This window comes from Bifidobacterium sp. ESL1130, assembly GCF_058507935.1.
Map to the genome: position 1 here is coordinate 1,469,521 of NZ_CP196379.1, position 20,862 is coordinate 1,490,382.

The 20,862-nt window shown below is 57.7% G+C and carries 17 protein-coding genes and 1 pseudogene; 8 read left to right on the forward strand and 10 right to left on the reverse strand.

The window, feature by feature from the left end; translation table 11 throughout:
• Window positions 1–95: 95 nt before the first annotated feature.
• The gene (gene hisS / locus ACSYSO_RS05765; protein ID WP_489797924.1) at window positions 96–1,499 is read right to left on the reverse strand and encodes a histidine--tRNA ligase; all 1,404 of its coding nucleotides are present in this window, start codon (window positions 1,497–1,499) and stop codon (window positions 96–98) included.
• A gap of 86 nt (window positions 1,500–1,585) precedes the next feature.
• Between hisS and ACSYSO_RS05770 the strand changes: the two genes are divergently transcribed.
• Window positions 1,586–2,989 carry a DUF349 domain-containing protein gene (locus tag ACSYSO_RS05770; protein WP_489797922.1) on the forward strand — a complete coding sequence of 468 codons (1,404 nt, stop codon included), beginning with the start codon at window positions 1,586–1,588 and terminating at the stop codon, window positions 2,987–2,989.
• Between the two features lie 466 nt (window positions 2,990–3,455).
• On the opposite strand, the pseudogene ACSYSO_RS05775 reads toward ACSYSO_RS05770, so the two are convergent.
• The 9 genes and pseudogenes from ACSYSO_RS05775 to ACSYSO_RS05815 all read right to left on the reverse strand — a co-directional run.
• Window positions 3,456–6,002, reverse strand: a pseudogene (locus ACSYSO_RS05775) (ATP-dependent Clp protease ATP-binding subunit); the annotation flags it as partial.
• A 117-nt stretch (window positions 6,003–6,119) separates the two neighbouring features.
• Window positions 6,120–7,154 (reverse strand): DUF3027 domain-containing protein, encoded by a 1,035-nt coding sequence (locus tag ACSYSO_RS05780; protein WP_491701671.1) that lies wholly within the window; start codon window positions 7,152–7,154, stop codon window positions 6,120–6,122.
• A 3-nt stretch (window positions 7,155–7,157) separates the two neighbouring features.
• A complete protein-coding gene (locus tag ACSYSO_RS05785) occupies window positions 7,158–7,547 on the reverse strand; it encodes a cold-shock protein (RefSeq protein WP_489797916.1) in 390 nt (129 codons plus the stop codon).
• Between the two features lie 65 nt (window positions 7,548–7,612).
• Window positions 7,613–9,364, reverse strand: a complete 1,752-nt coding sequence (locus tag ACSYSO_RS05790; protein ID WP_489797914.1) for a sensor histidine kinase — start codon at window positions 9,362–9,364, stop codon at window positions 7,613–7,615.
• Between the two features lie 14 nt (window positions 9,365–9,378).
• Window positions 9,379–10,113: a response regulator transcription factor gene (locus tag ACSYSO_RS05795; RefSeq protein WP_489797912.1), complete on the reverse strand. Its 735-nt coding sequence runs from the start codon at window positions 10,111–10,113 to the stop codon at window positions 9,379–9,381.
• Between the two features lie 66 nt (window positions 10,114–10,179).
• Window positions 10,180–10,770, reverse strand: a complete 591-nt coding sequence (locus ACSYSO_RS05800) for a TPM domain-containing protein (protein WP_491701672.1) — start codon at window positions 10,768–10,770, stop codon at window positions 10,180–10,182.
• A gap of 443 nt (window positions 10,771–11,213) precedes the next feature.
• A complete protein-coding gene (gene groL, locus ACSYSO_RS05805) occupies window positions 11,214–12,842 on the reverse strand; it encodes a chaperonin GroEL (protein WP_489797910.1) in 1,629 nt (542 codons plus the stop codon).
• A 392-nt stretch (window positions 12,843–13,234) separates the two neighbouring features.
• Complete coding sequence (locus tag ACSYSO_RS05810; protein WP_489797908.1) at window positions 13,235–13,525, reverse strand: cold-shock protein; 291 nt, start codon at window positions 13,523–13,525, stop codon at window positions 13,235–13,237.
• A gap of 316 nt (window positions 13,526–13,841) precedes the next feature.
• Window positions 13,842–14,507, reverse strand: coding sequence for a LytR C-terminal domain-containing protein (locus tag ACSYSO_RS05815; RefSeq protein WP_491701673.1), 666 nt, complete (start codon window positions 14,505–14,507; stop codon window positions 13,842–13,844).
• A gap of 136 nt (window positions 14,508–14,643) precedes the next feature.
• Here ACSYSO_RS05815 and ACSYSO_RS05820 point away from each other — a divergent pair, with 136 nt between their 5' ends.
• From ACSYSO_RS05820 to ACSYSO_RS05850, 7 genes are all read left to right on the forward strand, one after another.
• Window positions 14,644–15,378 (forward strand): uracil-DNA glycosylase, encoded by a 735-nt coding sequence (locus tag ACSYSO_RS05820; protein WP_491701674.1) that lies wholly within the window; start codon window positions 14,644–14,646, stop codon window positions 15,376–15,378.
• Window positions 15,379–15,444: 66 nt separating this feature from the next.
• Window positions 15,445–16,527 (forward strand): AAA family ATPase, encoded by a 1,083-nt coding sequence (locus tag ACSYSO_RS05825; protein WP_491701675.1) that lies wholly within the window; start codon window positions 15,445–15,447, stop codon window positions 16,525–16,527.
• A 5-nt stretch (window positions 16,528–16,532) separates the two neighbouring features.
• Entirely contained in the window at window positions 16,533–17,495 is a 963-nt protein-coding gene (locus tag ACSYSO_RS05830) for a DUF58 domain-containing protein (protein WP_491701676.1), read from the forward strand.
• Entirely contained in the window at window positions 17,492–18,073 is a 582-nt protein-coding gene (locus ACSYSO_RS05835; protein WP_491701677.1) for a hypothetical protein, read from the forward strand. Before ACSYSO_RS05830 ends, ACSYSO_RS05835 begins: the two co-directional genes overlap by 4 nt.
• A 26-nt stretch (window positions 18,074–18,099) precedes the next feature.
• Entirely contained in the window at window positions 18,100–19,182 is a 1,083-nt protein-coding gene (locus ACSYSO_RS05840) for a vWA domain-containing protein (RefSeq protein ID WP_491702075.1), read from the forward strand.
• A gap of 25 nt (window positions 19,183–19,207) precedes the next feature.
• Window positions 19,208–20,245: a vWA domain-containing protein gene (locus ACSYSO_RS05845; RefSeq protein ID WP_491702076.1), complete on the forward strand. Its 1,038-nt coding sequence runs from the start codon at window positions 19,208–19,210 to the stop codon at window positions 20,243–20,245.
• The gene (locus ACSYSO_RS05850) at window positions 20,242–20,847 is read left to right on the forward strand and encodes a DUF6466 family protein (protein WP_491701678.1); all 606 of its coding nucleotides are present in this window, start codon (window positions 20,242–20,244) and stop codon (window positions 20,845–20,847) included. The genes ACSYSO_RS05845 and ACSYSO_RS05850 overlap by 4 nt, the downstream gene beginning before the upstream one ends.
• The last annotated feature ends 15 nt before the right edge of the window (window positions 20,848–20,862 follow it).

Below are 20,862 nucleotides of genomic sequence, written 5' to 3' on the forward strand. Positions count from 1 at the left end.
AAAGACAATGACCAGGATAATTACCACTACTCGCTGAACTCAGCCAAGAGCGAGCGAGGTAGGCAAGACGACTGGCTGGACGAGCCATCGCTCAATCATTGCTCCAGAGACACGCTTTGCTCGGCGTACCGATCGTCGGGAGTCCAAGAATCGGCATTGGCCGGAACCTGCTCTCCTGTCACGATGTTCTTCACCGAGTCGCCCTCGATGGCATCGGACGCATCATCACTCTGACCTGCCGGGAACCACACATACGGAATGCCGAGTTTGTCGGCATACTTAATCTGCTTACCCAGTTTTGCCGCTGTGGGAGCCACATCCGCCGCGATACCGCGGGCACGCAACGACGCGGCGATGGCGTTGGATCCGGAACGCTTAGCCTCATCCCACACCGCAACCAACACCGAAGCCGGGGAGATGCGCGAAGCGGCAGCGCCTGCGGTGTGCAGCATGTAGGACACCAAACGAGACAGACCGATGGACAGACCGACCCCCGGGTACTTCTTGCTGCCTTGCGATGCCAAGTTGTCGTAGCGACCGCCGGAACAGATCGAACCGAGCGAGGCCGCGCCGTCCAAGAAGGTCTCGTAGACCGACCCAGTGTAATAATCAAGACCGCGTGCAATCTTCAGATCCGCAATGACGGAACCCGGACGAATGGCGGCAGCCTCGTCCACAATCATGGCCAATGTGTCAAGCCCCTCAATCGCCAGCGCATAGGCATCGCTGTCTTGAGCGATACCGTGTGCCACACACAATGCATCGAACCGCTCACGCAGCTGCGCACCATCTGCGGCACTAAGCTCGGCGAGTTCAAGACAGGCTTTGGCCTGACGCTCGTCGGCACCGCATTCGCTGATTAGCAGTTTGGAGACCTCGTCGGCACCTATCTTGTCAAGCTTGTCAATCTCACGCAGCACGCCTTCCACATCGCTCAGGCCAAGACCACGATAGAATCCTTCAGAAAGCTTGCGGTTGTTGGCGTGCACCGTGGCTTTGGGAAGACCAAAGGCACGCAGCTCCTCAAGGGCGCTGACCATGACCAACGGCAACTCCACCTCGTAGTGCGCGGGGAGGTCACCGTTGCCTACCACATCGATATCAGCCTGCACAAACTCGCGGAACCGGCCCTCTTGCGGACGCTCGCCACGCCACACTTTCTGAATCTGCCAGCGCTTGAATGGGAAGGTAAGCTGTCCGGAATTCTCCACCACGTAACGGCTGAGCGGCACGGTGAGGTCAAAGTGCAGCCCCAACCGCTGTTCAACCGGCGTGTCGGACTCGTGACCAACCTCCTGCAAGCGTGAGAGCAGGTAGATTTCCTTGCTGGTCTCGCCCTTCTTCAGCAGGCTCGAACCCGGCTCTGCGGCACGGGTTTCTATGCCTATGAACCCGTTGAGTTCAAAGACATGACGCAGCGTATCAATCACGCGCTGTTCAATTACTCGCTCTTGGGGAAGCCACTCGGGAAACCCTGATAATGATGCACCTTTAGCCATATCTCCTTATAATAAATGAGGTAGCCGAAATTAGGTCATCCTTCTTCCGGTATCCGCCTCTACACGACAGACCCAAGGAGCTGGCCATGGCCGACGAACAAGTCACTCAACCCACACCCACCACAGACGCTGGAACCGCCACTTCACCCGCCACGCCGAGCGCGCCCAAACCTCACGCTCCCTCCCCTCTGGCTTTTGCCAAAAAGCCCATGAACCACCCCGTAGCGCCGAAGACGCAAGACTACTCCGAAGCTGATGTGAAAGCAGCAGAGGCATTTGGCCGCGTGGACGAAAACGGTAGCGTGTTCGTCAAGGAAGCAGGAACCGAACGTCAAGTAGGACAGTTCCCCGGAGCCGACACGCAAGAGGCGCTCACTCTTTATGCCCGTCGCTACCTCGATTTGAAAGCCAAGCTGGAGCTCTTCGCCGCACGTTTGGACAATCCGAGCATCAAGCCGCACGAGATTGACGAGTCCATCGCAACGCTCGGCGAAGAGATCACCAATGCCGAAGTCGTGGGTGACACCGCCGCGTTGCATACCCGCTACGAGGAACTCAAAGCACAAGGTCTGTCCAAGAAGGAAGAGCTTGCCAAGGCTCGCCAGGAAGCTGTCGCCAAGGCGATAAGAGAACGCACCGCCATCGTCGAGGAAGCCGAGGCTCTGGCCGCATCTCTGGGAGATTCCACCAATTGGAAGTCCGCCACCGACAAGGTGAAGGCGCTGTTCGAGCGTTGGCAGGAGCACCAGAAGACCACCGCACGCATCGACAAGCCTACTGCAGATGCTCTGTGGGCACGCTTCTCAGCAGCACGCTCAGCGGTCAACCAAGGCCGCCGCAAGTGGGGCAAGGCTCGCGATGCCGCCCGTGAGCAGACCAAGGCCGCCAAAGAGGCCATCATCAAGGAGGCCAACGAACTCAAAGACTCCACCGAGTGGGGCGCCACTTCGCACAAGTTCAATGAACTGATGGACCGTTGGAAGTCCGCAGGTTTTGCAGGACGCCGTGAAGAGGACGACCTGTGGGCACGCTTCCGCCAGGCCGCTGACACGTTCTTTGATGCACGTCAAGCCGACCGCGATCAAATGAGCTCCAGCGAACAAGAGAATCTGGCCAAGAAGGAGGAGCTGCTGAAGAAAGCACAGGCGCTGCTCCCTGTGGCTGACGAGAAGGCAGCCAAGCAGGCTCGACAGGCTCTCTCCTCCATTCAGGACGAGTGGGATCAGATCGGTTACGTGCCTAGGAACGACGTGCACCGCATCGAAAACGGCCTTGACCAGGTGGACAGCGCCATTAAGGCGGTTGAGGATGCGGCTTGGAAGAAGAGCGACCCTGAGGCCGACGCCCGTGTTTCCAGCTTTGAGAGCCAGCTCAAGGCACAGTTGCAGGCACTCGACGAGCAGATTGCCGCCGAAGGCGATGCCAAGCGCAAGGCAAAGCTTGAGGCGGAGAAAGCCACCAAAGAGCAGTGGCTGAACGCTGTAAAGTAGTGGCGAACACTGCCGACTGATATAGTCGCAGATAATTGTGGGGGTGTGCACAAATCCTGTGCACACCCCCACGTGTTTGTGTCCAGTTTATAAGCTGTTATATTCAGTTTGGCGAGTCAAGATGCCGAGACACCAAGGCATCAGGATACGAAAACGATATCAACACTATGGCCAGATAGCACGAGGTGCATGAACCGGTTGGGGTTCATGCACCTCGTTCATCTCAACACATGACCGCACCTCGTGCGGCAGGTATCACTAGGCGTTACTCGTCTTGTGACGCGTCTGAGTCCTTGTCAGTCTCAGCTTCTGTCTCGTGCTGACCGGTATCGCTGCCATCGGCACTGGCTGCACCTGCAGTCGGAGGCGTCAGCGGAGGCACCGGCAGAGCGGGAACCGTGCGCTCATCTGCGGCACTTGCTGCAGAGTCGTCGTGACCGGCACCGGATTGCACCGCCGTCAAGTCAGACTCGACAGTGTTCTGTGCGTCACCATCTGCAGACTCACTGCGTTCGGCCTCGACAAGTGTAGGGTCTTCGAATCGCTCGCCTCGGAAGGTGAACTCTCCCAAGATGCCCTCTCCCTGTGCATCGACCACAACCTTCTGCCCGTCCTCAAGCTGACCCATCAGAATCTGCTCCGAGATGGCATCCTCAATGTCGCGCTGAATCACACGGCGCAACGGGCGCGCACCCAGCAGCGGGTCAAAGCCCTTCTGCGCCAAGAGGTTCTTAGCGTCATCACTCAGCTCGAGCGACATGTGCCGTTCAAAGAGACGGTCGTTGAGACTCTTGATGTCCAGATCGACAATCTGACGCACTTGGGGTTCGGTGAGCTGACGGAAGACGATGATGTCATCCAGTCGGTTGAGGAACTCAGGACGGAACTGCTGCTTGAGCTCGCTCGTCACCTGTCCCTTCATACGCTCATAGCTCGTCTCACCGTTCGTCCCCGCACTGAAACCGGTGTTTGCAGCCTTGGCGATGTCCTTGGTGCCGAGGTTGGTGGTGAGAATGATGATGGTGTTCTTGAAGTCCACCTTGCGGCCTTGCCCGTCGGTGAGATGACCGTCATCCAGCACTTGCAACAACGTGTTGAAGATGTCGGGATGAGCCTTCTCAATCTCGTCGAACAACACCACGGAGAACGGCTTGCGTCGCACTTTCTCGGTGAGCTCGCCGCCCTCTTCATAGCCCACATATCCCGGGGGAGCTCCGAAGAGCCGCGAAGAGGCGTACTTCTCTGAGAACTCCGACATGTCTACGCGGATGAGAGCATCGTCGTCATCGAAGAGGAACTGTGCCAACGCCTTGGCCAGCTCGGTCTTACCGACACCAGTGGGACCGGCAAAGATGAAGGAGCCAGCGGGGCGCTTGGGATCTTTGAGACCAACTCGTGTACGCCGAATAGAGCGCGACAGCGCAGAAACGGCCTCTTCCTGGCCAATGATGCGCTTATGCAGCGAGGATTCCATGCCAAGCAGCTTCTTCGACTCCGCTTGGGTGAGCTTGAAGACCGGAATGCCGGTAGTGTTCGACACCACCTCGGCAATCACGTCCTCATCAACCACCATCTTGACGTTGCTGCCGCCCTCGCGCCACGTGGTCTCTTTCTCCTTGCGACTCTGCTCCAGCTTCTCCTGACTGTCGCGCAGCTCAGCGGCTTTCTCGAAGTCCTGATCCTTGATGGCCACGTCTTTCTCGTCGGAAAGCTTGGCGATGCGGCTGTCAAGCTCCTTGAGCTCTGGAGGAGCGGTCAACCGCTTGATGTGCAGCCTGGCACCAGCCTCATCGATAAGGTCAATGGCCTTGTCCGGCAGATTGCGGTCCTGAATATAGCGTGAAGACAATTCAGCCGCAGCCTGCAACGCACCATCTGTGATGGTGACGTGATGGTGGTTCTCGTACCGCGCACGCAAACCCTTGAGAATCTCGATGGTATCGGCGATCGAGGGCTCTTCGACCTGAATGGGCTGGAAACGACGTTCCAGAGCCGCATCCTTCTCGATGTATTTGCGGTACTCGTCGGTGGTGGTGGCACCGATGGTCTGCAGCTCGCCACGCGCGAGCATGGGCTTGAGAATGTCGGAAGCTCCCAGTGCTCCATCGGCAGATCCTGCACCAACGATGGTGTGGATCTCGTCGATGAACAGTACGATATCTCCGCGGGTCTTGATTTCCTTCAAGACCTTCTTCAAACGCTCTTCGAAGTCGCCACGGTAACGTGAACCCGCCACCATGGAAGCCAGATCGAGCGAATACACTTGCTTGTCTTTGAGGGTCTCAGGCACGTCACCCTCGTGAATCTTCTGTGCCAGCCCCTCCACGACAGCGGTTTTACCTACGCCAGGTTCACCGATAAGCACCGGATTGTTCTTGGTGCGCCGGGAGAGCACTACCATGACGCGCTCAATCTCCTTGGCACGGCCAATGACCGGATCCAGCTTACCTTCTGTAGCCTCGACAGTCAGGTTACGGCCAAACTGATCGAGCAATGCAGAACCGGTTTTGCGGGCTTTGTCCTGGACACCGCCGGCATTGGCCAGCTCGCCTTTGCCGTTCTCTGAGTCTTTGGCGCCATTGCCGCGAATCAAATCGATGGTGGAGCTGCGCAACTCGCCCAAATCCACATCCATCTTGATGAGCACCTGGGTACCCACACCCTCGCCTTCACGGATGAGACCCAGCAGAATGTGCTCGGTGCCGATGTAGCTGTGCCCCAGCTGCAAAGCCTCACGCAAACTCAACTCCAAGACCTGCCGCGCATGAGGCGTGAACGGAATATGGCCGTCCGGAGCAGCACTCCCCTTACCGATCATCTCCTCAACTTGCTTGCGCGTGCCATCAAGCGTAACACCCTTTGCTTCCAGCGCTTTGGCAGCGATGCCTTCGCCTTCCCTAATCAGGCCGAGCAGCAGATGTTCAGTGCCGATATAGTTGTGCTGAAGGGTTTTCGCTTCCTCCTGCGCCAGCACAATCACGCGCCTGGCACGGTCGGTAAACCGTTCGAACATACTTGTCCTTCCAATGTCGACAGTACTTATCTCAACTCTACAGATTCACGTGTACGATTATTCCGCACCAGGCAGATTGCGCTAAGAACGCAACCTTGTCCCTACCAAGACATTCATCTAGTTTTGCACTGCATCCTCAATGACGTCTTCCAGCAACTCCACCCGTTCGGCATTCCGCCCCTCGTGACGGTCAAACACGTCGATGTGAACATCGTCGTACGCCGGTTTCGTCTGCATCCAAAGCCTCGACGGCTCAGGCTGTTCGATCTCGGAATGCTCACCACACCCATGATCGAGCGAGACGACTTTGGCATCATCAGGACTCCACCGATTGGCGCATACTGCGAACATCGTGCCCAACTCTCCCACCATCGGCACCGCGAACCCACACGTGCTGCACACGTTTCCGGCAGCGGTCTTGGTGGATAAGGATTTGGGTCCGCGCTGTCCTTGATACCAACGTTTGGCGGTCTGCGAGCGCCCTAATGCGCTCAGTACATGACGCCGGGAGAGCGAAAACTCCTCCACCACTTCATCCAGATCACTCATCTCGCCGCTGTCAGCATCGCTTTCGGCGGTTTCTTCTGCGGTCTCACTCTCGCCGACACCGTCTTGGGACTCTGCTGCTTGCGTTTCTTGTGCGGTATGATCTGCGTTGTTGCCGTATGCAGTGGCTCCGTCGTTGCTGCGACCGGACACTTCTGCGCCTTCATCGCCTTCTGCGCCACCGATACCATCAATGTCATCGTCCTGATCGGCATCATGCGGGACAGATTCGTCGGCGTCCTGCGATTCCTGGTATCCGGGTTCCAGACGCGGATCGTCGGGATCGGTGCCCAAAGCGTCGGTGACCGATATATCCTTGGCTTCGATGCGGTCTTTCCACGGCACCCATTGAGGAGCCAGTAATGACTCATCGGTGGCCACGAGTGACGCTTCGTTGACACTCCATGCCCCGTCGGCATCACGGAAGAGCGTGACCGCCCACTGCCAACCTTCATAACCGCGCATGCGGCAGGCAAACCTGAAGTCGCTTACGCCCTCCCCCAAGTCAATGACCTGAAGGAAGTCCCCTACCTGGCTAGGATCATCGGCGGTTTCGAACGCCACTGCCTGAGCCAGCTCTTGTGCGGCCGTCATGGATTGTGTCATGCGTTATTCCTGTACATCGAAATTATCGGCGACTGCGCGCAGCAGCACCGCGAGTTTGCGCGACTGTGCCGCGTCCGGATAATGGTGGCGTCGCAGCGTGTTGCCGGCACCGTCCAACAGTTTGATCAGGTCTTCGACGATCGCTGCCATGTCGTCCGGTGCCGGGCGTGTGGCCTCGACGATGGAAGGGGCGGGACCGCTGAGTTCCACGTCCATGGCTTGCGGCCCTTTGCGGCCGTCCACCACCGAAAACTCGACCTTGGCGCCTTTGCGCACCATGTTCACGCCTTGCGGCAGAGACGAGGCAGGAAGAAATACATCCCCTCCCTCATCGCTGGTTATGAAACCGTATCCACGCTTCTGGTCGAACCACCGTACTTTCCCGCTGGGCATTGTTCACCTCTCTTGATTCAACGCCGCCGAACGGCATAACCGAACGTCAGCGCACACTGCTCATCCTATTCTACTGCTTGCGAGCCCCGAAGCGCTACGGGAAGAATCATGGTGAGCGTAAGCCCTCCTCCGGGAGTGGTGCCGGCACAGATGAATCCGTGATGAGCGTGTACCACGGATTTGGCTATGGACATGCCCAGACCGGTGCCGCCCTTCTCCCTGGCTCGGGAGGGATCGGCGGTATAGAAGCGCTCGAAGATCTGTGACTGCTTCTCCTCGGGCACTCCAGGCCCATGGTCGCGGAACATCATGACCGCGTACAACCGCCCCGGATCGTCCTCGTGCAGGTCGACCGCCATGTCGAGGAAATGTTCCAACGACAGCGAGGTCTGTTCCATATCCTGCAGCTCATCGGCACCCATACCCGAACGGATGATGTTCAGTCCTACTTCCACCAGCGAATCGGCTGGTGTGTAACGGTGAATGTTGCCCACGATGTTGGTCGCCACCTGTCGCAGCCGCGAGCCGTCGCCCTGCAGCTCGACATCGGGGAACCGTCCCTGCTTGAAGACCAGCTGGGACGGCTGACCGTCTATTTGCGGTGCAACCGCCAGAGTGCCGCGGTGAATGTCCCTCTTGGGGTCCAATGCATGCAGGTCATCGACGGCGTCACCGAGCATCTGATGCAGTTCCACCGTCTGCGTGGTGTCCACGCCGCGCCCTTCATCGAGCCGTGCCAAGGACAGCAGGTCTTCGACCAACACTGTCATGCGCGAGCTGGAATCCTCGATATGTGCGATGGAGGTATCGGCACGTTCCAACGCCCCGGGCATCTGCCGCTGCATGGTGTACAGTTCGGCGTATCCGTGGATGGCGGCGAGTGGAGTGCGCAATTCGTGACTGGCGTCGGAGACGAACTGTTTCATTTTCTCCGTGGTCACGCGCTGTTCTTTGAAACTCTGTTCGATACGCGCCAGCATGGCGTTGAGCGACGAGGCAAGAGAGCCAACCTCGGTGTTCGCAGGCGCCGTGGGAACGCGCTGCCCCAAGTCACCGTTGGCAATTTTCGCCGCTGTTTTCTCGATGCGTTTCAACGGGTCCAGCGTACGTCTGACGAGCAGGCTGCCCACCACGCCTCCGATGAGCACGATGCCCACACTCAAAAGCAAGGCATCACGGGTGAGTGTGCCCACCACGTCGATCTGGTCGCTCATGGATAAACCGATGTATACCACTTGCGTGGTCACCAACGTGCCATCGTCGCGCTTGTCCTGCCTGGCCAACGCCAACACCCGCCAGGGCGCCTTGGCTTTCTGCAACGTCATCGAGTTCGCCGTCGGGCCGGCGCTGATGAGTTTGGATTGCGCGGTGAATGGCTCTCCAAGCTTCACGCTGCCCATCGACCCGTTTTCCGGCAAGTCCGGTTCAGCCAGCACATCATCCTTGAGCGTGGGGAGCAGCGGGGTGTAGATGATGCGATTTTCCATGTCGCGGTACTGTAGGAAATAGTCGTTGGGGATCCCTGAGCTGCGGCCGTCTCCTCTGCGCTGATCGAGCCATTTGGCGTTGTTGTAGATGAGCGGCGCTTGGTCACGAAGCTGGTTGTCGGTCTTCTCCATCAGGTAGTCGCCCACCAGCTGACGGATGGTGAATGAGATGCCGAAAGTACCGACGGCAAGCAGCACCAGCATGCATGCCACCAGTTTGACGGTGAGCGGTATGCCGTCCACTTTGCGCATGACAACATTGAGCAGGCCGGAATAGCGGCCATGCCCACCTTGTTCGGTGTCGTGCTCCTGATGCGCTGTGGACGTCATGAATTACGCTTTCTTTACGCTTTCTTCGGTTCGCGGATCATGTAGCCGATACCTCGCTTGGTTTCGATGAGCGGATCGACCTTGCGGGTCGTGCCATCGGCGCATTCCACCTCCACACCATCGACCTTCTTACGTAGGTACGAGATGTACGATTCCACAATAGCCGCGTCTCCGCCCCAGTCATACTGCCACACGTGGTCAAGGATCTGTGCTTTGGAAAGCACGCGGCCTACGTTGTCCATAAGATAGCGCAGAAGCTTGTATTCCGTGGGGCTCAAGTCAATCGGTTGACCGGCTCGACTCACATCGTGCGAGTCCTCGTTAATCTCCAAATCACCCACACGGATGATGGGATCGACCTCCTCCTGCTCGTGAGTGCGCCGCAAGATGGCTCGAATGCGGGCCACCACCTCTTCCAGGCTAAACGGTTTGGTCACGTAGTCATCGCCGCCGACCGTCAGTCCCATAATCTTGTCTTGCGTATCGTCCCGGGCAGTCAGGAACAGCACGGGTGCTTCCACCCCGGCTTGACGAATGCGACGGGTAACCGTAAAACCGTCAATATCCGGGAGCATGACGTCCAGTACGATCAAGTCAGGCTGAACCCGTTCTATAACCTCGATGGCTTCAGAGCCTGAAGCTGCGGTCTCCACTTCAAAGCCTGAAAAATGAAGAGAGGCAACCAGCAGGTCCCGAATCGAGGGTTCGTCATCCACCACTACCAGTGATGCTTCAATTGGTTTTGTCATGCCTCTACCTTCCCGCTGTCATCTGTATATTTCCTGAATGTTCTCTGCACGTTGCGCCCATAGCCGTTACTCACCGGTGTCGTTCGCTGTGCTGTCAGCCTGACGCTGCACGCTTTTTGCGTGATGTTTGGGCCTCTTGCGGGGATGCCGTTTACGGATACGCCACCAGCTCAGCACGATGCCGGCCGCCAAAGCCACGGCAGCCACCGAACCGGAGATAATCCATATCGTTTTCTCCCGGTCTTTTTTAACTTTTTGTATCTGCTTCATCATGGCCAATGCTGCTCCCGACCAGTCCGGGGCATCGGCTTTCTGCAACGGTTCCAGCGCTGCGTCGGAGAATTTATCGACGTTTTTCTGACTTTTCAGCCATGAATCTGAGTTCTTGGAAACCGCCACTACGAGGCGTCCGTCGTCTGAAGCCACTGCCAACAGCACTGTGTTCGGCTCTGGTTTGGTGGATTCCAAAGCATCCGAGACCCAAGTGTCAGGATGCTTCGATCCAGTAAAATTAGCCACATACAGCAAGCGTACGGCAACACCCGTGGCATGGTGCGTCTCGTTGATGGCATCGTTGATTTTTCCGTAGTTACTGCCGAGCAGGTTCTGTGTGTCGGTCACAGTACCGCTGGTTTCTGCGTCTTTTTGCTTAGCCATCCCTGGAACGGCAGTGCACGACAGCGTGACCACCAACGCACAGACGAACGCCAACAGGAAACGAACGCAGGACGATAGTAGGACGGCTGCACGATGCTCAGAACCGCCATGCACGCCAGTGTTGCGACCATAGTGTCGGTTCCTGGTATGCACCATTCCAGCCTCACTTCGTGTCGTCACCTTGTACAGCCTTATCCATCACTCATTCTAGCCGCACCCATCAGCATCTGAGTGGTGTCAGTACTGAGCAATGCAAGATATCACGAAATCAAGCCGGCTGTGTAACAGCATGCACGGGTATCTAACAAAGACGGGTATCTAACAAAGATGCGCGGCCTCATTCAAAACGAGTCCGCGCATTTTCATTGGCATACAGGCACGAATGTCAGATGCAGTGACCATCGGCAAACACCAGCAATTACCGTTGCTCGCCGTCAATCAACTCAGTAGCCCATGTCAGCCTGGCCCTGAGCAGCAGCCGGTGCCGGCGGCTCAGGCTTGTTGGCGACCACAGCTTCGGTGGTCAAGAACAGGCCAGCGATGGAGGCTGCGTTTTGCAGAGCGGAACGAGTTACCTTGAGCGGGTCAGCGACACCGGCCTCAAGCAAGTCCTCGTATGAGTTCGTCGCTGCATTGAAGCCTTGGCCTTCCGGCAGCTCTCGTACCGTGTTGAACACCACGTCACCGGATACGCCAGAATTCTCGGCAATCTGCTTGATAGGAGCCTCGACTGCGCGGAACACAATCGCCGCACCCGTGGCCTCTTCATCAGACAGACTCTTGACTGCCTCGGAACCTTCGGCCTTCTTGGCAGCCTGAACCAGGGCGACACCACCGCCAGGCAGCAGACCCTCTTCGATGGCAGCCTTGGCGTTGCGCACAGCATCCTCGATACGGTGCTTGCGCTCCTTGGCCTCAACTTCGGTAGCAGCACCCACCTTGATAACGGCTACGCCGCCGGCGAGCTTAGCCAGACGCTCCTGCAGCTTCTCGCGGTCATAGTCGGAATCGGTGTTGTCGATTTCGGCGCGAATCTGAGCAACGCGAGCATCGACATCATCCTTGGAACCGCCACCGGAAACGATGGTGGTCTCTTCCTTGGAGACGATGATCTTCGCAGCATGTCCCAGCACGGACATGTCGATGGAGTTGAGCTTGAGCCCCAGATCGTCAGATACGACCTGAGCACCGGTAAGTACCGCAATATCCTGCAGCATGGCCTTACGGCGGTCACCAAATCCCGGAGCCTTGACTGCACAGGAATTGAACGTACCACGGATCTTGTTAAGAATCAGCGTCGGCAGAGCCTCGCCGTCCACATCCTCAGCAATGATGAGCAGCGGCTTGCCGGACTTCATGACCAGTTCAGCCACGTGGACGATGTCTTCCTGACTGGAGATCTTGCCGCTGGTCAGCAGGATGTAGGGGTCGTCCAGCACAGCAGTCTGCTCGTCGTTGTTGGTGACGAAGTACGGGGAAATGTAGCCCTTGTCGAAACGCATGCCCTCGGTGAAGTCAAGATCGAGACCGAAACGGTTGTTGTCCTCGACGGTGACAACACCATCCTGGCCAACCTTGTCAAGAGCTTCGGCGATCTTGTCGCCAATCTCAGGATCGGCAGCAGAAATGGTGGCGGTGGCGGCAATCTGATCCTTGGTTTCCACATCCTTGGCTACGGCCATGAGCTCCTTGACGATGGCCTCAGAAGCCTTCTCAATGCCACGACGCAGCGCAATCGGATTAGAGCCAGCCACTACGTTCTTCAGCCCTTCGTGCACCAAGGACTGAGCCAAGACGGTCGCCGTGGTCGTGCCGTCGCCGGCAACGTCATCGGTCTTCTTGGCAACTTCCTTGACCAGCTCGGCACCGATGCGAGCATATGGATCCTCAAGTTCGATTTCCTTGGCGATGGATACACCGTCATTCGTGATGGTGGGGGCACCATAGGACTTATCGAGCACAACGTTGCGCCCCTTGGGTCCCAGCGTCACCTTAACGGTGTTGGCCAGCTCGTCAAGACCAGCCAGCATTCCCTGACGAGCTTCCTCGTCATATGCAATCATCTTTGCCATTTATTCCTCCACATAAGGTTCACGGCTATTGTCGATCCACCCAAGGCTTAAGCGACTCTCGACCGTCAGCTGCCGATTATCACTCTCGCACCCCGAGTGCTAACAGGCAATCTTAGCACTCTGCCATTGCGAGTGCCAACTGTGTTCGCAATTGCGCTGAAGGCATGAAACATAAACCTCATCCCAGCCACCGCAAACCGGAACACCATCACAAAACAAGTCAAGACGTCGCTTCAGCGCCTTCTGCAATCCGTTACAGCACACCCGCGCTTCACCCAGCCACACAGCCTATCTCATGCCACATCGCACAACAATTCAATCTCACAACAAAAAACGAGGCCCCATCTACACTGCCCGATGAAACCTCGCTGATAAAAATGCAGCAGCATCAATCAGTAATCAGCGTTCATATCGTCGTCATACCGGTCATACCGGCTTCTTCTCCTCTGGCGAGAGGAATAACCGTTTCTGTCGCCGCTGCCGATCTTGATGGCCGACGTGGCCTGCAACCCTTTCTGACCTTGCTCGAATTCAAATTCGACCTTGTCCCCATCTTCAAGCTTCTTGAACCCATCGCTCTGAATAACCGAGTAGTGAACGAAAACATCCTCACCACCATCATCAGGGCTGATGAAGCCGTATCCCTTACCTGAATTGAAAAACTTCACGGTACCTATTGCCATAATGTAAACCACTCTCTTCAATCGAGCCGCGGACTGTAGCAGCGGAGTGCAAAACTTACACCTCCACCAGCACGGCTTAGAGATTGAGTATACATGCTTTTTGCATAGGTTATTGTCACAACACGCCCGGATTAATGCAAAGCGACAACATGAGCGAAATTACACAATAACACGTAGACGTTTCACCAGTAAACAACCACCCAATCCAGACACTTCAAACATTATCGTCTGTATATTAATACGGCTCATGCAGAATACAGAAAAGCCCGGATCGTTGCGACACCATCGCAACGATCCGGGCCCAAACCATCGCGGCTTAGTTCATCAACACCACCTCGACAGGAACCGAGATCGCCGTCTGCTGCTCAACAGCAGCGATACCCAAAACCTTCGCCACATCTTCCGCAGTCGCCTTGTCGGCTTCGTTCTGATACCACACGACTGTTGCGCTGGGAGCCTGACCCGCAATATTGCCCGCAGTCGCATTGGCATAGCCGGCCTGCTGAAGCATCTGCTGCTTGGCTGCCGCATGACCGGCAATCTGCGTGCCATTGGCGACCTTGATGGAGGTCTGCTTGTTCGCAGCAGCCGGTGCAGGCTGATTCTGCGCAGGCTTCTCCTCTTCCTTCTTATCAGAGTCCTTCTGCACATCGTCCGCGTCGGACTTCTTGTCCTTGTCCGAATCCGACTGACCGTCGTCCTTGGACGAGTCAGCGGAATCAGAGTCCTTCTGCTTGTCAGAATCCGTAGTCTGTGACGCAGTATCGGAACTCCACGGCAGATGGATGCGCGAAAGCTCACCTGACAGCATGCCCCAGACTAACAAGCCCGCAGCGGCAGCCACAATGATGACAATCACATAGGGCATGGTACGCGCCCAGAATGAGGCCGCACCCTGATGAGCCCCCACAGGACCAACTGGTGGATGATCGAAGATATCCTCGCCGTACGACTCGTCTGTATCGTTGCGCTCGCGTGCCATAGTCGCCCTTTCCTACCTATTATCTCTCCCAAGTGTACCGTCCAGCGCAGCCAAATTCATTTGGCATGCAACACGAAAACTCTTCCCTGACCGACTGCAAAAAAGCAAGATAGGCACCGGAACCTACAGTGGCAGTATGACTCAAGCGCATATCAAACCACTGTCGGATCTCGTCGAGTCGGGCTGGGCGCAGGCTTTGGCTCCGGTCGAACCGGACATTCACCGCATGGGAGACTTCCTGAGAGCCGAACTTGCCGCAGGCCGCAGATACTTGCCCGCAAGTCACAATATTCTACGGGCGTTCACCATACCCTTCGACAGCATCAAGGTGCTCATCGTCGGGCAGGACCCATACCCCACTCCAGGCCATCCCGTCGGTTTGAGCTTCTGCACCGCCCCCGAGGTACAGCCCGTCCCCAAAAGCCTCAACAACATCTATAAGGAACTGCACGACGACTTGGGGGTGCCCATTCCATCAAACGGAGATCTGACACCATGGTGCAGCCAAGGCGTGATGCTGCTGAACCGCTGCTTGACAGTACAGGCAGGACGACCGAATAGCCATCAGGGAAAAGGTTGGGAGCGCATCACCGAAGCCGCCATCGACGCCTTGAATGCGCGCAGAGATGAAAACGGCTCTCCCAAACCGTTTGTGGCCATTCTCTGGGGGCGTAACGCGCAAAGCTTAGAGCCAAAACTCACCAATGCGTTCATCATCAAATCCCCCCATCCAAGCCCGCTTTCCGCCTCGCGGGGCTTCTTTGGTTCGAAGCCGTTCTCGCGCGCGAACGCCGCACTGCAGTCCGCGGGAGCAACCCCTGTCGACTGGAGTCTGCCCTCCTCCTCATCTCAACCTCTCGCTACAATCTGAGCCATCGATAAGTGGCCACACCGCACAATCTGGAATCAACCCGGAAGAAAGAATCGAGCGAAGCCCATGGCATTATTCCCACCGCGTCCGCAGTCGCCTGCGCATAATCCGACGCCTACCACCCCTACCGGCGAAGCACCCGCCGCCAGCGCATCAAGCCTCTCCCCGGCCGATGTGAACAGAGCCAAAGCCTTGGCGAACCGCCTGCGTGCCAGGTTCACGCATTCACTCGTCGGCCAGGACGACCTGCGAGAGGCCATGATCACCACACTGGTGGCTGGCGGCCACATGCTGATTGAGTCGGTACCCGGGCTGGCCAAGACCACCGCCGCGCAGATTTTGGCCACCTCGACTTCAGGAACGTTCAAGCGCATCCAGTGCACCCCCGACCTGATGCCCTCCGACTTGGTGGGCACCCAGGTGTTCGACTTCTCCAAGCAACGCTTCAACACGCAGATCGGCCCGATTCACGCCAATTTCGTACTGCTGGACGAGATCAATCGTTCCAATGCCAAAACACAGTCGGCCATGCTTGAAGCCATGGCCGAGGGAGCCACCACCATCGGCGGTCAGCGCATCGCCCTGCCCAACCCCTTCATGGTGATCGCCACACAGAACCCCATCGAGGAAGAAGGCACGTATGCACTGCCTGAAGCCCAGATGGACCGCTTCATGATGAAGTCGGTCATGTCCTACCCCACCGCCGAGCAGGAGCAGCAGATGCTCAACATGCTCACCAAGCGCGGATCCGACTCACTCGACCCTTCGCAGATGGGGCAGGAGGCCCTCGGCAGCAAGGATATCCTCTTCCTGCGCGCCGCCGCACGTCAAGTGCATGTCTCGGATGCCATCATGGCCTACGCGGTCGATCTGGCATCTACCTCACGAGGCGCCGGCACCCACCCGCTCCAGCAGCTTGCCTCCCTGGTCCGTCTCGGTGCCAGCCCACGTGCTTCCATCGCTCTGGTTCGCATCGGTCAGGCTACGGCATTGCTGGCCGGACGTGACTATGTGGTGCCCGAAGACATCAAGGCATTTGCTCATGAAGTGCTGCGGCACCGCATCATCCTCACCTTCGAAGCCCAGGCACAAGGCATCAACGCCGACCAGATCATCGACTCCATCGTCGAAACGGTACCCGTTCCATGAGCATCATGTCGTCAGCAGCCACCCAGAGCGCCAACGTGCGCCGCAAAATCGAGAGCATGGCAAGTACGCTGAATCTGCCTACCGTGCGCAGAGCTTTGGGCGTACTGGAAGGTGAACATGCTTCCATGCAGCGCAACGGCGTGGGAGACCTCATCGGCACCAGGGAATACACCGACGAGGACGAGGCCAGACTCATCAACTGGAAGCTCAGCGCACGCGCAGGCCGCCCTATGGTCACGGACCGCGAGCGACTGGTGACCACGCGCATCTGGCTCATGCTCGACACCGGCAAGCAGATGGCCGGAACGTGTCCTTCAGGGGAACCTGCTTGGGCCGTAGCGGCAAACGCCCTGTGCATGTACGCAGCTCTCAGCTCCCGCCGCCATGACGACATCTCACTGGTGCTGGCCAATAACAGCACCATCACCCGCATCCCGTGCAAAGGCGGTCTGGCGCAGTTTGAGCGCACCATAGACCAAGGGCTTAACCGCGACTGGCAGGCCAAAGGCAACCTTGCCGCACTGCTGGACTATGCCAGCCGCAGCGTGGATGACGGGTCGATGATCGTGCTCGCCACCGACGAACGGTCACTCGACGAGAGTCATCTTGACGCCATCCACCGCATCGCCACCCGTCACCCCTTCGTGCTGGTCAATATCTCCATGCTCAATCCCTTCGCACCACATGCTCTGGGCAATGACGTACGCATTCGAGAAGGCGAGTCGCGCCGCCGCATACCCGCGTTCATGCGAGATGCCACCGCGGCTCGGCAGACGGACGAGCACCGCAGACATCAACGGGAAACACTCGAACAAGAGCTGCGCACCTGCCAAGCCTCGCTGCTGCAGGCTTCCGGGTCACAGGACATGTTCGACTCGTTCGTCGCCCTGGCTTCGCAGACGCTTGAACAGGGTTCCCCCTCCCCGCTCGCGGCACCGTCTGCGACTACGATGGGAGGCATTCGATGACGGTAACACCCGCACATTTCATGTCGGTATGGTCAAACACGGTCAAAGCCGCCAAGACCATGCCCAAACCTCAAGACCCCATATCGACGCCAACCGTGCTCATCGTGGCCTTGATAGCGCTGTTGGTCATCGCGGCAATAGCCATCACCACGGTGGTATGGCTCTCCATGCGCAAGACGGAAGCCCCCATCGAACAGTCCACACCACAGCCGAGAGAGCCGGAACTTCCCCGTCCCACCGACAAACGATCGTGGCATAAGCGCATTGAAGATGTGGTGCAACGCTACGATGCGAAAAAACTGTCCCGCCAGGACGCCGTGCAGGAACTTGCACTCATCGCACGCCAATTCGCCTCGGCGACCACCGGCAGAGATCTGACTTCGAGCACATTGAGAGACATTGACCGAGAACCTGCGGGAGGCGAAATCGGACACGGCATGAACCTGTTCAAGCAAACCATCAACGCATTGTACCCACCTGAATTCGCGCACGCTTCCAGCAACGACCCCTCACAAGGAGCCAGTGTGGAGCAAGCGGCCAAGTGGGTGTCCAACTTGGTGGAAAGGTGGCGCTCATGACACGAACCGTGAACATGCCGGCGTCCATGATGATCTCCTGGCACTGGCCTTGGGCCTGGATCGTTGGCCTCGCCGTATGCGCGGTGTGCCTCATCGGATGGAAAATCGTGCAACGCAAGCGTGACGCGGCACCGCACCAGCCAAAAGGCAACGAAGCGCTGATCTTCAATCTCGATCAGGATTTCAACACCGAATACACCTCGCATATGCTCCATCAGTGGGAGGTACTCAACCGTGTGGCCGTAGGAATCATGGCAATGGCCATGGCACTGGCCGTCACCCTGGTAGCTCGCCCCTCCCAGGTCAGAGAGGAAGATGAACGAGCCAGCAGTCGCGATATCGTGCTCTGTCTCGACGTCTCCCCCTCCATGCTGGCCTACGACCATGAGGTACTTGGCCAGTACCTCAAACTTATCAATAATTTCAAAGGTGAGCGCATCGGACTGAGCCTGTTCAACTCCACATCCCGATCACTCTTTCCTCTGACCGACGACTACGAACTGGCTTCATCGCAGCTTAAGTCCGCGGCGGATATCTTGGGAAAGGTGTCCTCGCAAGACAAGATCGACAAAATGGATGCGCATACCACCCAGCAGTTCTCCGATCTGATCGAGGGCACACAAAACCGCAAGGACATGACCTCGTTGATCGGGGACGGCTTGGTGAGCTGTGCCGCCATGCTGCCCGGATTCACCTATGGCACCAGCCGAACGGACAAAAACGCCCCCGCTCCCCGTCCCGCCTCCATCGTGCTTGCGACGGACAACGCGTCAGGTAAATCAACCTACACGCTCGACGCCGCGCTTAAACTCACCTCTCAGGCAGGCATCAGCGTGGACGGACTCTACTCCGGCCCGCAGAGCGAAAAGGACGGCAAGAACGCGAATGACATGCGTCAGTCCATCGAAGCCCATGGCGGCACCTACTCCGACGACGGCAGCGACGCAAAAGCCATTCAAAACCTGGTGCAGAGCATCGAGAAGCGCAAGAACAAAACACAGAAGCGGGAACTCAAGGCACTGATGGTGGATACACCCGGCTGGTGGACGTTTGCCCTAGCGGTTCTACTGTGCGCCTGGCTGGCGTTGACCTGGAAGTTGAGGCGTTGAGATGAACGAACAGAAAGCCGCCACCATGGCTCAGGTCACGCTCGCTCCGGCATTGGGATGGCCCGTAGGCATCATCATCGCCGTAGTCATGATTGCCATGGCAGTTGCGACGGTAGTGCTATACCGCCGTGGGCAGGACGGCAGCAGCGACGTGACACGGGGATCGACCATACGCCGCGCACTGATGTGCGTATTGGTGGCCATTATGGCGCTTACCCCGAGCATGACGGAATTCACCCGAGCCCGAGCAGTGAACGCCACCGACGTGGTCATCGCCACCGACGTGACCGGTTCCATGGCAGTAGACGACGCCCACTATGGTTCGGCAGACACCATCAGCCGACTCGCCGCCGCTCAGGACGCCGTGAACGACCTGACGCAGTTGTACCCGAATTCGAACTTCACTGCCCTGCACTTCGGAGCGAAGGCCGCAACGGATGTCCCGTTGACCCCCGATACCGAAGCAATCAGCAACTGGGCTGACGGTCTGCGAGCCGAAGCCACCGACCAGTCGGCAGGTTCGACTCTCGATACCGTACTCGATCCGCTGTTGCTGACGTTGAAGTCCATACGTTCCAGTCACCAGCATGACACCATCGTGCTCTACCTCATCACCGACGGCGAGCATACCTCATCGAAGAACCGCAGGTCTTTCTCCGCTCTGCGCCAGTATCTCGATAACTCATTCACCATCGGAGTCGGCTCCAAGCAAGGTGGCAATATTCCCACCATCACCGCCGATCCCACCGGTTCAGGAACCGACGTGAGCACCGGCAGCTGGGTCACCGACCCGAGCACCGGTCAGCCCGGCGTCTCAAAAATGGATGCCAAAGAGCTCAGTGCCATCGCCGATGAAATGAGCGGTGACACCGTTTTCTTGGACAAGAGCCACAAACTCGACGCTTCCGACACCGTGGAACGGTCGGACGACTGGAACATCACCGAGGGGGCCACCAAGCACGAACGTCTCAACCCTGTGGTCTGGCCGTTCGCCATTGCATTCGCCCTACTGCTCGCCTACGAGATGGGCGTGTGGCTTTCGACCTCCAGGAGGCTCATATGAGTGCAGATGCAGAACGCAATATCTCCCCCGCCGCCACAAGGCCGGCAGAGGGGGAAACCTCGAGCAGCGACTCCAAGACAGCCGAAACCCGCACGCCGTTATGGGCACGCATCGCACTGGTCGCAGTTGCGGTGCTGGCCTTGTGCGGTGCCGGCGTGATAGCGGTCAATCTCTCAGCCATCGGCACCTACAACCAGGCTACCGAAAGCCTTAATCGCAATCTGAAACTCTCGAAAAGCGACACCGTCGACCTCAACAAGCTCGCCGTGCAGCAGCAGCAGACCGATGAACAGTTTGGCGACGCCTCGCAATTCAATCCGCTGTTGCTCCCGCAAATCCGGCAGAGCGTCGAATCGAATACGCAGATTTCACACTCGCTCACCTCCTCCACCAAGCACAAGATTCGCGTGGCTAAACGCGAGGCGGAGAAGAATGCTTCCGACCCTGCGTCCGCAAACGGCGGGAAAGACGGCAAAGGGTCGTTAAACGACGACCAGCGAGCGCAGGTCGAAGAGCTGCTTTCAGCGAATCAGCCTGCCAGCGGAAACAACAACAACGGCAGCAACCATGCCAAACGCGATCAGAACACCAAGCCATGGTGAGGTGCCGGTGAACCT

Bases quoted from the DNA above. Each gene is read 5' to 3' on its own strand.
- hisS (WP_489797924.1), bottom strand. From the start codon at position 1,499: ATGGCTAAAGGTGCATCATTATCAGGGTTTCCCGAGTGGCTTCCCCAA.
- ACSYSO_RS05770 (WP_489797922.1), top strand. From the start codon at position 1,586: ATGGCCGACGAACAAGTCACTCAACCCACACCCACCACAGACGCTGGA.
- ACSYSO_RS05780 (WP_491701671.1), bottom strand. From the start codon at position 7,154: ATGACACAATCCATGACGGCCGCACAAGAGCTGGCTCAGGCAGTGGCG.
- ACSYSO_RS05785 (WP_489797916.1), bottom strand. From the start codon at position 7,547: ATGCCCAGCGGGAAAGTACGGTGGTTCGACCAGAAGCGTGGATACGGT.
- ACSYSO_RS05790 (WP_489797914.1), bottom strand. From the start codon at position 9,364: ATGACGTCCACAGCGCATCAGGAGCACGACACCGAACAAGGTGGGCAT.
- ACSYSO_RS05795 (WP_489797912.1), bottom strand. From the start codon at position 10,113: ATGACAAAACCAATTGAAGCATCACTGGTAGTGGTGGATGACGAACCC.
- ACSYSO_RS05800 (WP_491701672.1), bottom strand. From the start codon at position 10,770: ATGGCTAAGCAAAAAGACGCAGAAACCAGCGGTACTGTGACCGACACA.
- groL (WP_489797910.1), bottom strand. From the start codon at position 12,842: ATGGCAAAGATGATTGCATATGACGAGGAAGCTCGTCAGGGAATGCTG.
- ACSYSO_RS05810 (WP_489797908.1), bottom strand. From the start codon at position 13,525: ATGGCAATAGGTACCGTGAAGTTTTTCAATTCAGGTAAGGGATACGGC.
- ACSYSO_RS05815 (WP_491701673.1), bottom strand. From the start codon at position 14,507: ATGGCACGCGAGCGCAACGATACAGACGAGTCGTACGGCGAGGATATC.
- ACSYSO_RS05820 (WP_491701674.1), top strand. From the start codon at position 14,644: ATGACTCAAGCGCATATCAAACCACTGTCGGATCTCGTCGAGTCGGGC.
- ACSYSO_RS05825 (WP_491701675.1), top strand. From the start codon at position 15,445: ATGGCATTATTCCCACCGCGTCCGCAGTCGCCTGCGCATAATCCGACG.
- ACSYSO_RS05830 (WP_491701676.1), top strand. From the start codon at position 16,533: ATGTCGTCAGCAGCCACCCAGAGCGCCAACGTGCGCCGCAAAATCGAG.
- ACSYSO_RS05835 (WP_491701677.1), top strand. From the start codon at position 17,492: ATGACGGTAACACCCGCACATTTCATGTCGGTATGGTCAAACACGGTC.
- ACSYSO_RS05840 (WP_491702075.1), top strand. From the start codon at position 18,100: ATGATGATCTCCTGGCACTGGCCTTGGGCCTGGATCGTTGGCCTCGCC.
- ACSYSO_RS05845 (WP_491702076.1), top strand. From the start codon at position 19,208: ATGGCTCAGGTCACGCTCGCTCCGGCATTGGGATGGCCCGTAGGCATC.
- ACSYSO_RS05850 (WP_491701678.1), top strand. From the start codon at position 20,242: ATGAGTGCAGATGCAGAACGCAATATCTCCCCCGCCGCCACAAGGCCG.